The sequence below is a fragment of the Mesorhizobium sp. B4-1-4 genome, assembly GCF_006439395.2.
Classification (GTDB): domain Bacteria; phylum Pseudomonadota; class Alphaproteobacteria; order Rhizobiales; family Rhizobiaceae; genus Mesorhizobium.
Genome location: NZ_CP083950.1, coordinates 3,766,670 through 3,780,274, shown reverse-complemented (window position 1 = coordinate 3,780,274; position 13,605 = coordinate 3,766,670). Strand labels below are relative to the sequence as shown.

The window sequence follows — 13,605 nt, the reverse complement described above, 5'->3', positions numbered from 1 at the left end:
GCGCGCATGCCCGCGGAAGGGCAGGGCCAAGACCATTAATCATAAGCTGTGCGATAACCGGATTTCCGGTTATCGCACAGCTCAGCAAACCACCTATTCTGCCGAGGCCTTTGCAGCCGGGGCGAAGAGCCCGGCTTCGTCAAGGATTCGACGGTACTTAAGGAGATCGAGCGCGAAGTCGCTGCGATATCTGATGATCAAGGCCGCGCGCCGCTCCGGATCCGATGTCGCATCGATCCCGCCAACTACAGCCGCAATCCTCTCAGAGAGCTGACGGAGCGCTTTCAACTCGTCGGCTTGATCCGCGAGGGCGCGAAGGTTGGCTGAGGTCGATTGGCCGATGCCTACCGGGACGGTTGGGCCAAGGTCAACGTACCCTTCGGGCAATGTGCCCTTCAAGTTTCGCACGGCCTTGAACTGGATGGCGTCGTAGATCTGGTCAACCGCCTGCTTGGCTCCGGCAACACGCGTTGGATGATCGGTGTCGGCCGCGACGTGCGGAAGAAGCTCGAGCTTGCCAGGAAACCGCTCGCTCAGCGGCAGATAGGGTACGAGAGGCCCCCGCAATGTGCCGTTGTCCGCATTGCTGAAGATGTCCGCATCTATCGAAGCATAGCTCACCTTGCCCGCCAGCAACGCCGCATCGAGGGCATCGATATCCACGAGCTCGCCGCGATCGTAGTTGATGAGCACCGCCCCGTCGGCGAGCCCGGAGAGCACTTCATGGTTGACCAGACCGGCATTGCTGAACTTGCCAGTTGACGCATCGAGGCGGCCAAGGCCGACATGCACCGAGAGGACGTTGGCGTCGATCGCTGCCTTCACCGGGCTGTCGGCGTATTCGAAACCCTCCGCTTCGATCCAGTCTCTATGAGCTTCACGGGCGTATACGCAAACGCGCATGCCAAACGCCTTCGCCAGCTTGGCCACCTCCCTGCCGATGTTGCCGTATCCCAGGACGGCGAGTTTCTGCCCTTCGAGTTTTGCTGTCGGGAAGTCCTTCAGGTCACGCCCCGTGTCGAAATTCCCGGCCACCGTCCTGCCATGCAGTTCATCGACCGGAAGATTGGGAACGACCTTGATAAGGGCCTTCATGACCATCTGGGCCGTGGCGCGGCTGTTGATGCCCGGGGTGTTCATCAGCGGCGCGACACCGCCGACACCGTCAGGGCCGCCCCACGAGGCAGAGCCCATGTTTCCCGTTCCGGCGCCAATCCTCACGCCGCCAAGCGGAAACACCGACTGCTTGGGAATGAAAGTGGCCGCCGTGATCAGGGCATCGTACTCTCCCTGGGCCGTACATCCCAGAAGCTCGGCTTCCGTGCTTAGCCCCGGCTGATAGAAGAAGTGGATACTCCCTCCTTCCAGTGCGCTTCGATCCTGGAGCGGACCAAAGTGGAATTCGCCTCCCTTCTCACGGATGTAGGCCGCGATCTCACTGCAGTCGGGCGAGCCGTCCTTCCCCATTCGCAGGCCGAGCAAATCGGCGATCAGGACCGTGTAGGCGCGCTTCGGATCATCTTTCCTGGCCAAGCCGTCGGCGGAGGCGGCGCGGTCGAACCGCTCGCCTTGCGCCGCGAGTTCCTCTTCGAGGACGGCGATCTTAGCCCTGCGGTAGGCATAGGCGAGGTTGTCGAGAAGAAGGCGGACATCCTCGGCATCGCGGATGCCCCCGATCCATGCCCGGTAGTCGCCAGGCATGCCAGGGAATGCGTTCACATATCGGGCAGCGTCCAGGCCCTTCTCGTGTTCGCCATTCACGTGCGTAATTCCCTCGTAGCCAAGAAGCTGCTTCGAGCGTGCAATGATCCGGGCGTGGATCTGCTTGTCGGCGATATCGGGGTCGTTGACTTTCAGAAGAACGACGGCCGCCCCGCGCTTTTCGGGCTCTTTGACGGTGAAGCTCAGGAGGGAGCTGTTGTCGATCCAATCCGAGATTACCCGGCGGTTTTCCACCGAGCGGCGGTTCATGTCGCTTGCCGATCCGACACGCTTGGCAGTTTGAAGAAGGCCGAACGTGGTTTCAGCGAATGCGAGCGCGCTGTATGTGTTGATCACTCCGCCGAGCATGCGGTGCTGGCCCGCGTCGTAGAAGGGGCCGATCGCCCACGACCTCTTTCCGCTGATCGGGAGCTTCGCGTCGACGGGCGGTGCCAGCTTCAGCTGGCGGGGGATAGCCCATGCAGGGTCGTTCAGGTTGTCCTCGATGAGCTTCAATGCCTGGGGGGTGAATGAAATGACGAAGTACCCTGAGATGCCGCCGATCGCTTTCTGGAACGGCATGAACACGCAGCACTTCGCGAGGACTTCCCGCACGAGATCTTCGCCCCAAGGCATCGCCCCGAGCATGGACGTTGCGTCGAACACGGCGTGGCGGTTTTCAGGATCGCCATCGAGCCACTTCAGAAGTTCCTCAACCTCGGATCGGCTATAGGAGTTCGCGCCCGTGGTCTCGTGCCCGACGCCGACGAAGAGAGTCGTCCCGAGAGCCTCGAGCTCGGCCGCAGCAGGGATCGACCCTTCGACGGTCGCGAACTGAATTCTGTCGGCGCTGCCGTTCTTCGCAAACTTCTGGAGTTCGAGAACCTGCGTCGCCCAGGACTGCCTGAAGAATCCAGCGCCGTCGGACTCGGCGGCTTCCGGCTTCGTAGTGTCGACATAGACGCGCTGCTTGGCGTCGTTCGGGTTCATGAGATGCAAGACCGCGACCGTAAAGCCGCTGTGCCCTCCACCTAGTCCCACGGCCATCGGATTCTGCTTCGGAAATTCGAAGTATTGATGGATGGAGCGCATCATGTCGGTTAGAATCTTGTCTGCCGGATAGCCTCGATGCATGCTGCGGCCAATCTCAGCCGTCGTGAACGGACCAAGGTCGTTGCCCTTGTCGTCGAGCTTGCGGTAGTTGGCCTCCAACCAGGCATCGAACTCGACCCGACGCAGCCTTCCCGCAACCTCGTCGATGGTCGCGTCCGTAATAGGACCCACTCCGAAGAAGGGATTCGACGGGGCCTTTGGGGGGCCTGAGCGAGTGATGTTCCTCTCGCGGTCAAGTTGTTCCTTCATCTCAGCAATAGTCGACATGCGGGAGCTATCCTCTCTGTGAGACCCTGTTTGTGCTCGCAAATGCGCGGTTCGTGCCGGGTATTACCGTGCCAACAGCGCACCACGTTTCGCGGCGGCATGGATACCCGTCTGCTGGCGGATGCGAGCTAGATCGTAAATGTCCGTTTGTGGCTGCGATGCTTGCGACAATCACACCACCAGTTTGAGACATCTGCCCGGATTCTTTCGCCGGGTCGCCTGATCTGTGATCAGCGACCGCCCATCCGCTGGGCCTCGCCTCAGCTCGAACCCGCTGACCTGTACTTGCTGGGAGGCTGGCCGAACGTCTTGTGAAAGAGTCTCGCGAAGTGCGAAGCATTTTCAAAGCCGACCTCGATCGCAATCTCGATCATCGGAGCTCTCGTCTGCATGAGAAGCTGCTTTGCTCGTTCCAGACGGACCCTCTTATAGGCGTTTGCCGGAGATAGGGCCGTCTTGTCTCTGAAGAGACGCTCGAGTTGCCTTCGGGACAAGCCGATCAACCCGGCCACTTTGGCAATGGAAATCGTGTTTTCTACGTGGTTTTCCATGATAATGAGTGCCGCCTTGAGCCTAGGGTCCTGGCAGTCAATGAAAGGGGGTCGGCGGGGCTGGATGTCGATGGCCGAGCGTGCCTTTTCGATCTGCAATACTTCAAGCGCATTTCTCTCGGCGTCCCGGCTGATATGCCGCCTGACGATTGACGCCGCCATATCAGCCGCGCTGCTCCCACCGGCACAAGAACCCCTGCTGCGGTCAAGGTTGAAGAGCCGATCCGCCCTGACCTCGTGATCCGGGAAACGCTGGCGGAAAGCCTGGAAGTGAAGCCAGCTTACACAGGTCCGATGGTGTTTCATGAGGCCAGCTTCAGCCAGAATGAATGTTCCCGTGCAAATACCAATCAGTGGAACCCTCTTGGCTGCGGCATTCTTGAGGTAGCCGATCGTGGGGATGTCAACCGGGTATTCGCAGTTCAGAAGACCGCCGACCACGACGATGTAGTTGAATTGACTGGGGTCAACGAAGTCGGATGTCGGCGCGACCTGAACTCCGCAACTTGACGTAACCAGATTTCTCGTGCTGGCCAGCACCTGCCAATCGGCCCGCACCCTGCCGGATTTATCCGACTCGTCGCTGGCCAGTCTAAGGGTGTCGACGAAGAGCGCGAATGCGGAAAGAGTGAACGAACGGGCCAGGATAAAGCCGATCTTCAGTCGGTCGATTCCGGGAATTTCATCCGCTGGTTTCATTTTGCGCCTGATCTTTTCTTACTTGGCCGACAGCGCCCTGGCTTCTCGAAAGAGTGCTTTCGGGCCAGCGCCGATCGATCTACCGACTGCGGTCGTTCCCGGATGGTTCACAACGATTTGACAGTCGAAATGTGCGCACCATTGCATTACGCGTCGGATAACATCGGATGGTACCCCCCAGCTTTGCGTCCGCCACTGCATCATGCGTCGGTCCCAATCTATTTGAGCTGGAAACCGTGGGCCAGGGGATCACGATCATCCACGAATATGGTGTTGTGGCCGATGATCCGTGCCCAGCCGCCGACGCTCGGCCGAATCCCTTTGAAAGGTCCAACATCAATCTCTGCCTCAACACGGCCCTCGAACACCGTGCCAATCAGGCTTTCCTGGCGGAAGGCCTGGCCAACTTTCAGGCGCCCCTTGCCATGCAGTTGCGCCATGCGCGCCGACGTTCCCGTACCGCCCGGCGAACGGTCGATCGCCTTGTCGCCATAGAACACCGCGCCACGGCCATCGGCATCGCTGCCCGAAGGCCTGTCGCACCAGATGGCGTGATGCACGCCGCTGATCCTCTCGTCCTCGGGATGGACCGGATTGCAGACGGGTGCCAAGGCGTCGCGCAGACGCCGACTGAGGTCGATGATGTCGCTCGCCGACATGCCGTCCAACCCCTGCCAAAATTCCTGCGGCTCGATAACCGCGTAGAAATTGCCGCCGTAAGCAATGTCGACGACGAGCGGGCCGAGCCCTGGAACATCGACGCTGACATCGGCCGCATGGAGATAGCTCGCGACGTTGAACATCCGCACGGACTCTACGAACTCGCCTGGCTTCTCATACTGGATATCCACTCTTCCCGCCGGTGTCTCGATCGAGAGCCTGCCCGGGACACGCGGCGTAACGAGCCCCTCTTCCAGAGCCGCGGTCACTAGGCCGATCGTACCGGCGCCGCACATCGGCAGGCAGCCGCTGACTTCGATGAAGATGACGGCGAGATCGCAGTCCTCGCGGTATGCGGGATAGATGATGGCGCCCGACATGATGTCGTGCCCGCGCGGCTCGAACATGAGAGCCTGGCGGATCCAGTCATGCTCGCGCATGAACAGCTCGCGGCGCTCGGCGATCGGGGCGTGTGGCAGCAAGGGACCGCCGCCGACGACGAGCCGAACCGGATTGCCGCATGTGTGGGCATCTATGCAGAAGAAGCTGCGGCGCATGATCTTACATTTCCTCCCCTCAGGCGGTCTTTGCCGCGCCGGGTGCGCGGCTGCGCTGCAGAGCGCCCCTCGAAAACCTGTCAAGGAAGATGGCGATTGCGACGATCGATAGACCGGCCCGCAGGCCGAGGCCCATCTCCATGCGGGTCAAACCACGGGTCACTTCCGCGCCGAGGCCACCCGCGCCGACCAGTCCGGCCAGCACCACCATCGCCAACGAGAGGAGGATGCATTGGTTGAGGCCGACAATGAGGGTCGGAGTCGCGGATGGGATTTCGATCTTGAAGAGAATGGATCGCGGCGAAGCGCCCGTGGCCTGCCCAAGTTCCAGCAGGTCTTTCGGAACCTGGTTGAAGGCGAGCGTCGTCAGGCGCAGCATCGGCGGAATGCCGTAGACGATCGTGGCGATGATCGCCGGAACGCGGCCGAGGCTGAAGATCATGACCGCCGGGATGAGATAGACCCATGGCGGCACGGTCTGCATGATGTCGAGCACCGGCCGGATCGCGGCCTCGAACTTCTTGTAGCGCGAGGCCATGATGCCGAGTGGGAAGGCGGCCGAGACTGAGATGATCACCGCCACCGTCACCAGCGCCAGCGTCTGCATCGACGCGGCCCAGAAGCCGGCTAGCAGGCAGAAGGCAAGTGCGATGGCAGTGACGATCGCAACCCGGATGCCAACGAGAAAGAAAGCAAGCGCCACGGCCACGACGATCGTCACATAGGCAGGCGGATAGAGCAGGGCGGCCTCGATTCCGCTCAAGACAGCCTCGATCAATCTGGCCACGGCATCGAAGAACGGATGGAAATTGGTGTTCAGCCAATCCACGGCGGGGGCGAGGTAAGCCCCCGGCGAAAAGCTGGGCAGAGCGAAATTCATCTTGTGACTCCCTTGGCTCGGCGGGCTGCGCTCTGCGTGAGCCTGTCGAGCACCATGGTCAGGATGACGATGGCGATCGCGGCATTGATCGAGGTGGCGATGTCGAGCGTGCGCACGGCCGAATAGATTGTCTCGCCGAGACCGCCCGAACCGACGATGCCGGCGATGACGACCATGCCGAATGCCATCATCAGGCTCTGGTTGATGCCCGCCATCACGCTTGGAATGGCGAAAGGAAGCCTGATCTTCACGAACATCTGCCACGGGGTCAGGCCGGTCGCGTGTCCCAACTCCACGAATTCGCGTGGCGTCATGCGGATGCCGAGCGCGGTGAGCCGGATGGCCGGCGGCATGGCGACGATGAAGGTGGCGACGAGCGCGGTCGCCGGCCCGTAGCCCAGCAGCGCGATCGCCGGCAGAAGGTAGATATAAGGCGGCAGGGTCTGGATCAGGTCGAGTATCGGCTCGAGGAAGCGATCGAATGCACGCACGAATCCTGCCACGATGCCGATCGGAATGCCGAACAGCAGCGCCAGCATGGTGGCGGTGATCACCAGGGCGAGCGTGCTCATCGTTTCGGCCCAGAGACCCATCACCGCGCACAAGACGAGGGCAAGACCGGCGAGCACGCCGGCGAAACTGTTGATCAACCGCCACGCGACCAGCGCCGCGACGATCGCGATCACATAAAACGGTGCGAGCTGCAGCAGCCAGAGGACTCCGTTATAGGTTCCTTCAAGCACTGCCCTCAGCGTTTCGAACAGCCAGTCGCCATTGTCGCTGATCCAGCCGAGAGCCGTGTCCGTCCAACTGTCGAACGTGTCGGTTATGGTCGAGATGTCCATGATGCTCCTCCCGAGCTATGCAGCGACCAGCTCTCCGGTGGGCTTGCCGGCGACACCACGCAATAAGCCGCGGATAGTGACGATGCCGACGACAGTCCCGTCCTCGACCACAGCTACCGCATCGCGATCGGACTGCGTGGTCAGATCGATGAGCTCACCGATGTCGGCTTCGGGTGAAGTCCGGGGAAGCGCGTTCACGTCGCATTGCGGCTGCGCGCTTTTGAACTCGCTCACGGGCACCATCACCGAGTGCGCCTTGACCAGATGAATCCTGGAAATGCCCGCGACGAAATCGGAGACGTAGTCGTCCGCGGGTTTGGTCACGATGTCCTCGGCCGTCCCGATCTGGACGATGACGCCGTCCTTCATGATGGCGATGCGGTCGCCGATGCGGATGGCTTCCTCGAGATCGTGCGTGATGAATACCGCGGACTTGCCCAGCGACTTGGTCAACTCGCGGAACTCGTCCTGCAATTGGCGGCGGATGAGCGGGTCGAGCGCGCTGAACGGCTCGTCCATGAGGATGATTTCCGGGTCGGCCGCCAGCGCCCGGGCGAGGCCTACGCGCTGCTGCATGCCGCCGGACAGTTCCGAGGGATAGCGCGAGGTCCAATCGGCAAGCCCAACCTTTTCCAGCGCCGCGCGGGCGATTTTGTTTCGCTCTTCCTTGGCAATGCCTCGCACCTCGAGGCCGAAGCCGGCATTTTCGAGGACCGTGCGGTGCGGCAGGAGCGCCACGCTCTGAAAGACCATGCCGATATTCCGGGCACGCATGTCGCGCAGCTCGGCGGCATTGAGCTTCGCAATCTCCTTTCCCTTGACGGTGATATTGCCGAGGCTCGGCTCGATCAGGCGATTGAGCAGTCGGATCAGCGTCGACTTGCCGCTTCCCGAGAGGCCCATGACGCAGAAGATCTCGCCGCGGCCGACCTGGAACGTGGCATCGGCGACGCCGACCACGCAGTTGAATTCCTGCAGCACCTGCTTCTTGGAAAGCCCGCGCTCCAAGATGGCTTTGACGGCGGCTGGCGCGCGGCTCCCGAAAACCTTCCACACGGATTTGCAGTCGACGAGAACTTCGTTGGGGGCATTCAAGGCAGTGTTCATTGCATTCCCCATCGGCCACAAATGGCCATCGTGTTTTGAAGGCGGGCAGCCGGTTCGGCGGCCCGCCATGCCAGCGTCACTCGCTCTTGATGTTTTCCCAGCGCTTCAGGAGATCGGCATGAGCTTCAGTCCAGGCCTTGACGGCTTCATCCATCTTCTTGCCGTCGCTGACCGCTCCGTTGATCGCGGTGATATCGGCGAGCGGCACATAGACTGAGGCGATGACCTCGCGAGCATGCGGATGGTCAGCCGAGAAACCCTTCCTGGCGATCCAGTAATAGCTCTGCGGCGGCGGGAAGACACCCTTGGGGTCCTTCAGGAACTTCACCGGAAATTTTTGCATCATCCAGGACGGCTCCCAGATCGTGACGGCGATCCATTCCTTGCGATCGATGGCCGATTTCAGGGCGGCCGTCATGGCGGCCGTGCTGCCTTCGACCAGCTGCAGCTTCAGGCCGTAGTCCTTCACCGCCTTGGCAGCGTCGCGCATCAGGCCCGAGCCAGGTTCGATGCCCACGATCTTGCCGCCGAACTTGTCGGCGTTGTCGTTCAGCTGATCCGTCGAATCGATTGTCACGTAGTTCGGCACCGCAATGGCCTGGTACAGGCCGTGCGACACCGGGGAGACCTTCTCGAGACGCTTCTTGTTCTTGTCCCAATAATCCTGGGCGACATAGTCGGTCTGCGAGGCGAGCAGTTGAATGTCGCCCTTGGTCAGCGCGGCGTAGGCGATGCCCCATTCGGAGAAGTCGACCACCTTGACAGTGTAGCCTGCGTCTTCCAGCACCTTCTTGGTGATGCCAGTGATGGGAGTGAGATCCTCCCACGACATCGTCCCCATAGTGATGGTCTTTTCCTCGGCCTGGGCCGAAAACATGGTCATCCCGACCATCGCGGCAGCGCAGAGCGCTTTCCACAACGTCTTCATGTTCCTCACTCCTTAGTTTTCGTTTCCATTCCCATTTTGAAGACTTTGCGCCTGCTCAGCCTTCACATTGCGCGGCCAGAGCTCATCCCTCGCGGCCAGCACGCAATTCCTGCAGTCGGATCACCGTGTTCACGCCCAGCCACGTAAGCGGCTCGGGGGGAAGCCGTGCGGGCTGAGGCTGATCCGAATATCTGTCGAGCATGCCCGAGCGGGTGCCGGTCGCGAGGTCCGCGGCCATGACGCCAGCGAGCGTGCTTTTGACGGTGCCAAGGCCGTTCTCGCAGCACGCCGAATAGAGGCCTTCTTCGATCTCGCCGAAGGCGGGCACGTGATTGCGGCTGAGGCAAAGCCTCCCGGCCCAGACATATTCGAACGGCACGTCCTTGAGGTCCGGGAACCTGGCATTGAGCGATGCCCGTTGCTCGGACGCGATCCCGTCCAGGCGTTTTTCGCTGACCCGGACGGGCCAGTCATAGGTGAACCGGGTGCGGATCACGATCCGCGAGAGGCCGTCGCTGCTTATCTTCCTGACGGTGGCGCCCATCGGGTCGGCGGGAAGCAACGCCCACCGGTCCTTTCCCGTCGACTTCGCGGTGAAAGGGGCAGTCATCGACGCATAGGTGAAGATGTGCATCAGGCGGCCGCGGAAGTAACCGAAATCATCGATATGGCCGTTGACGCCGAGGATCACTTTCGGCGCGGTGACGCTTCCGGTGCGCGACACCGCCTTCCAGGCCCCCGCAGCCCGGGTGAGCTTGAGCACCGGCGAATGCTCGAACATGTCGACTTTCGAGGCCAGTCCGGCGGCGAGCCCGCGGATGTAGTCGGCGGGCTGGATCATCACGGCGCCGGGCGTGTAGAGGCCGCCGAGGTAGTAGGACGATCCGGTGATCTCCCCCATCTCGTCCGAACTCAGCAAGCGATGCTCTTCGCCGATCGCCTTGAGCGAGCGGCCGTAATTGGCATTGAGCGTCATGCCGCGCTCGGTCGCCGCCGCATTGATCTTGCCCGACGGATCGAAGGTGCGCGCGGACATGCCGTATTCCGCCGCCGCCTCGGCGGCGAAGGCGATCGCGAAACGGTTCTCGGCGATCTCCGCCTTTGTTTCGGCCTCGCCGGCGACGGAATATTCGCCCGACGACAAATTGTGCGGGGTGTCGATCATATAGCCGGAATTCCGGCCGGCGGGGCCTTTGGCGATCTCTCCGGCTTCCATGAGCACGATCCTGTCGCCGGGCCGCAGTTGAGCCAGCCGCCGCGCGGCGGAAAGGCCGGCGAAGCCGCCACCGATGATCAGCCAGTCCGCCTTGATATCGCCGTCAAGCGTGCGGACAGGGAAGCAGCGCCTGCTGATCGCCTCCCAGCCCGAGGTTCCGGATTCAGCCGGAAGCCGCTTGACGACGAGATCGCTCACCGGATGGTCTCGTCGACGGAACGGTCGGAGAGATCGATCCAGACCGTCTTCAGCTCACAGTAATTGTCATGCGCGAAGACCGACTTGTCGCGCCCGCCGAAGCCGGATTCCTTGTAGCCGCCGAACGGCGTGGTTGCGTCGCCTTCACCGAAGCAGTTGACCGTGACCACGCCGGCCCGAATTTCGCGCGAAAGCTTGATCGCCTTGCGCAAGCTTGCTGTGTAGACGGATGCGGTGAGCCCGTAATTCGTATCGTTGGCAAGCGCGATCGCCTCGGCCAGCGAATTGAAGGTCGTGACCGAAAGGATCGGCCCGAATATTTCCTCCTGGAAGAGGCGGCTCGCAGGTGTCACCCCGTCGACGACGGTCGGCTCCATGTACGCGCCCTTGTGCGTGGCACCGCCATGGGCGATCGAGAGCTTCTCGGCCTTCACGGCGGCGAGGAAGGACTTCACCTTCTCGAAATGGTTCTTGCTGACCAGCGCACCGATGCGATTTTCCGGGTCGAGCGGATCGCCCATCTTCCATTCCCGCATGTAGGCGCCGATGCGCTGCAGCAGCTCGTCCTTGACCTTGGCGTGGACGATGAGCCGCGACGTCGCCGAGCAGTTCTCGCCCATGTTCCAGAACGCGCCGTTGACCACCTGCTCGGCGACAAGGTCGAGGTCCTCGGCATCCTCGAGAACCACTGCAGGGTTTTTGCCGCCGCATTCCAGCACGACGCGCTTGAGGTTGGAGTCGGCGGCGTAGCGCAGGAAACGGCGGCCTGTCGGCGTCGATCCGGTGAAGGCCACCATGTCGACGCCCATATGCATACCGATCGGTTCGCCCACGTCCTTGCCGCCGCCGGGGACGACATTGAAGACGCCGGGCGGGACGCCGGCCTCATGGGCGAGCTCGGCGACACGCAGCGTGGTCAGCGTCGTCTCCTGCGCCGGCTTGACGATCACCGAGCAGCCGGCGGCCAGCGCCGGGCCGATCTTCCAGGCCAGCATCAAGAGCGGAAAATTCCAGGGCAGGACACAGCCGACGACGCCGACCGGCTCGCGCACCACCATGGTCAGCGCCTTAGAGCCGACGGGCGCGGTGTTGTCGTAGAGCTTGTCGATCAGCTCGGCGTGCCAGCGGATGGTATGAATGGTATCGGGAACATCGACCGTCTGGCATTCGCGGATCGGCTTGCCGCTGTCGAGGCTTTCCATGACCGCCAGCTCGTGGCGGTTGCGTTCGAGCAGCTTGGCGAACTTCAGCAGCGCTGCCTTGCGCTCGCCTGGCGCGAGGTGCTGCCAGCGCCCATCGTCGAAAGCCTCCCTGGCTTTTGCCACGGCAAAGTCGACGTCACTGGCATCGCACGCGGCGATCTCGGCGAGAACCTCGCCCGTTGCCGGATTGGTCGTCTTGAAGGTCTTGCCGGAATTCGCCGGACGAAACGCCCCGTCGATGAAGGCGTTGGTCGGGAATTGCAGCTCCGCGGCGAGTGCCTTGTATTCGGCGGCGGTCAAAGGCTCATGCATGGTTGGCTCCCGACGTGATCTGGGCGACCGTGCGCTTCAGCGTGGCGACGACAGTCTGCAGGGATCGCTTTTCTTCAGAATTCAAAGGCCGCAGCGGCGCGCGCACGCCGCCTGTCTTCAGGCCGATCAGCTCGCATCCGTGCTTGATCGACTGGACGAACTTTCCGCATTCGAGGAAGTCCATCAGCGGCAGCATCGCGCTCATGATGGCGCGGCCCTTGTCGAAGTTCTTTTCGAGCACGCAGGCCTCGTAGAGCGCGACATGCTCGCGCGGCAGGAAGTTCGAGCCGGCGCAGACCCAGCTCCTGGCGCCCCAGGCGAAGAATTCCAGCGCCTGATCGTCCCAGCCGCAGGAAAGCGCGATGTGCGGAAACTTGCGGGCTAGCCGGTGGAGGTTGCCCATGTCGCCGGAGCTTTCCTTGATGGCGACGACGTTCCGGGACTTCCCAACGCGGGAGAAATACTCCTCGCCCATCATCACGCCCATACGAGCAGGATAGTTGTAGAGCATGATCGGAAGGTTGGCCGCGCGGTCGACGGTGAGCGCATGCACCGCATTCTCGCGCTCCGTCGGCAGGGCGTATGGCGGTGAGGATACAAGGATCGCGTCGGCGCCGATCTCCTTCGCCGACTTGGCGTATTCGACCGAGTCCTCGGTCCTGATGGCGCCCGTGCCGATGATCAGCGGAAGGCGGGTGCCGATCACTTGCTTGGCGTAAGCGCCGAGATCGAAGCGCTCCTGCGCGGTTTGGGCATAATATTCACCGGTCGATCCGCCGACGATGATGCCGTGCACCTTGGCTTCGATGAGTGACTCCAGAACGTCCGCGAAAGCGGCGTGATCGATTTGACCGTCCGGGCCGAGCGGAGTGACCGCCGGCGTGTAGATGCCCTCGAATTTCAAGACAAATCTCCATCGTGGAGTGGCCATTTCCGACCAAAGCGTCATTCAGCCAAGGGGGAACTGTCTGCGAACTCTCCGGTGAGAATCCCCAGCGCCCGAAACCGGTCGATCGCATTTGATGCCGCGCAGGATTGCACAGCGGAGAGCCGGAGTCAACGGATTGTATTATTTGAGTACACAAATTTTATACGGATAAAACACACGCGACAGAAGGTGTGAACCGGAGCGCCGTCCGGAGAAATGCGACAGCGGTCCTGCCGCTGGCAAAGCCGACCAGCCCGCGAGGAGAGAACCGCTCGCGACCGAGCCGGCGTGTCAGATCAGAACTGAAGCGCGAGGTGCGCCTTTAGGGACCGGCAGACGTGCCTTGTGGATGCTGAGGCAACCTTCGCGAGCAAGGCCTGCCATACCCCGACCGACAGGCCAGACGAGCTATGAAGCGGCAAAGGGCCGATCTGAAAATCG

The 13,605-nt window shown here is 61.9% G+C and carries 10 protein-coding genes; all 10 read right to left on the bottom strand.

Annotated features, from left to right (window positions below; genetic code table 11):
* Nucleotides 1-93 precede the first annotated feature (93 nt).
* The 10 genes from FJW03_RS18065 to FJW03_RS18020 all read right to left on the bottom strand — a co-directional run bounded on the left by FJW03_RS18065 (nt 94) and on the right by FJW03_RS18020 (nt 13,140).
* Nucleotides 94-3,081: an NAD(P)-dependent oxidoreductase gene (locus FJW03_RS18065; protein WP_140759692.1), complete on the bottom strand. Its 2,988-nt coding sequence runs from the start codon at nt 3,079-3,081 to the stop codon at nt 94-96.
* Between the two features lie 260 nt (nt 3,082-3,341).
* Nucleotides 3,342-4,331, bottom strand: a complete 990-nt coding sequence (locus FJW03_RS18060; protein ID WP_140759695.1) for a GlxA family transcriptional regulator — start codon at nt 4,329-4,331, stop codon at nt 3,342-3,344.
* Nucleotides 4,332-4,549: 218 nt separating this feature from the next.
* A complete protein-coding gene (locus tag FJW03_RS18055) occupies nt 4,550-5,548 on the bottom strand; it encodes a 4-hydroxyproline epimerase (RefSeq protein WP_140759698.1) in 999 nt (332 codons plus the stop codon).
* 19 nt (nt 5,549-5,567) lie between these two features.
* Nucleotides 5,568-6,428, bottom strand: a complete 861-nt coding sequence (locus tag FJW03_RS18050; protein WP_140759701.1) for an ABC transporter permease — start codon at nt 6,426-6,428, stop codon at nt 5,568-5,570.
* Nucleotides 6,425-7,273, bottom strand: coding sequence for an ABC transporter permease (locus FJW03_RS18045; RefSeq protein ID WP_140690167.1), 849 nt, complete (start codon nt 7,271-7,273; stop codon nt 6,425-6,427). The genes FJW03_RS18050 and FJW03_RS18045 overlap by 4 nt, the downstream gene beginning before the upstream one ends.
* A gap of 15 nt (nt 7,274-7,288) precedes the next feature.
* Nucleotides 7,289-8,380, bottom strand: a complete 1,092-nt coding sequence (locus tag FJW03_RS18040; RefSeq protein WP_140759704.1) for a quaternary amine ABC transporter ATP-binding protein — start codon at nt 8,378-8,380, stop codon at nt 7,289-7,291.
* A 76-nt stretch (nt 8,381-8,456) separates the two neighbouring features.
* Nucleotides 8,457-9,308 carry a glycine betaine ABC transporter substrate-binding protein gene (locus tag FJW03_RS18035; RefSeq protein ID WP_140690163.1) on the bottom strand — a complete coding sequence of 284 codons (852 nt, stop codon included), beginning with the start codon at nt 9,306-9,308 and terminating at the stop codon, nt 8,457-8,459.
* An 82-nt stretch (nt 9,309-9,390) separates the two neighbouring features.
* Nucleotides 9,391-10,722 carry an NAD(P)/FAD-dependent oxidoreductase gene (locus tag FJW03_RS18030; protein ID WP_140759707.1) on the bottom strand — a complete coding sequence of 444 codons (1,332 nt, stop codon included), beginning with the start codon at nt 10,720-10,722 and terminating at the stop codon, nt 9,391-9,393.
* Entirely contained in the window at nt 10,719-12,236 is a 1,518-nt protein-coding gene (locus FJW03_RS18025; protein WP_140759710.1) for an aldehyde dehydrogenase, read from the bottom strand. Before FJW03_RS18025 ends, FJW03_RS18030 begins: the two co-directional genes overlap by 4 nt.
* Nucleotides 12,229-13,140, bottom strand: coding sequence for a dihydrodipicolinate synthase family protein (locus FJW03_RS18020; protein WP_140690156.1), 912 nt, complete (start codon nt 13,138-13,140; stop codon nt 12,229-12,231). Before FJW03_RS18020 ends, FJW03_RS18025 begins: the two co-directional genes overlap by 8 nt.
* Between the last annotated feature and the right edge of the window lie 465 nt (nt 13,141-13,605).

Coding starts and splice junctions, on each gene's coding strand:
- FJW03_RS18035 (WP_140690163.1), bottom strand. CDS start 9,308: ATGAAGACGTTGTGGAAAGCGCTCTGCGCTGCCGCGATGGTCGGGATG.
- FJW03_RS18040 (WP_140759704.1), bottom strand. CDS start 8,380: ATGAACACTGCCTTGAATGCCCCCAACGAAGTTCTCGTCGACTGCAAA.
- FJW03_RS18060 (WP_140759695.1), bottom strand. CDS start 4,331: ATGAAACCAGCGGATGAAATTCCCGGAATCGACCGACTGAAGATCGGC.
- FJW03_RS18055 (WP_140759698.1), bottom strand. CDS start 5,548: ATGCGCCGCAGCTTCTTCTGCATAGATGCCCACACATGCGGCAATCCG.
- FJW03_RS18025 (WP_140759710.1), bottom strand. CDS start 12,236: ATGCATGAGCCTTTGACCGCCGCCGAATACAAGGCACTCGCCGCGGAG.
- FJW03_RS18050 (WP_140759701.1), bottom strand. CDS start 6,428: ATGAATTTCGCTCTGCCCAGCTTTTCGCCGGGGGCTTACCTCGCCCCC.
- FJW03_RS18065 (WP_140759692.1), bottom strand. CDS start 3,081: ATGTCGACTATTGCTGAGATGAAGGAACAACTTGACCGCGAGAGGAAC.
- FJW03_RS18045 (WP_140690167.1), bottom strand. CDS start 7,273: ATGGACATCTCGACCATAACCGACACGTTCGACAGTTGGACGGACACG.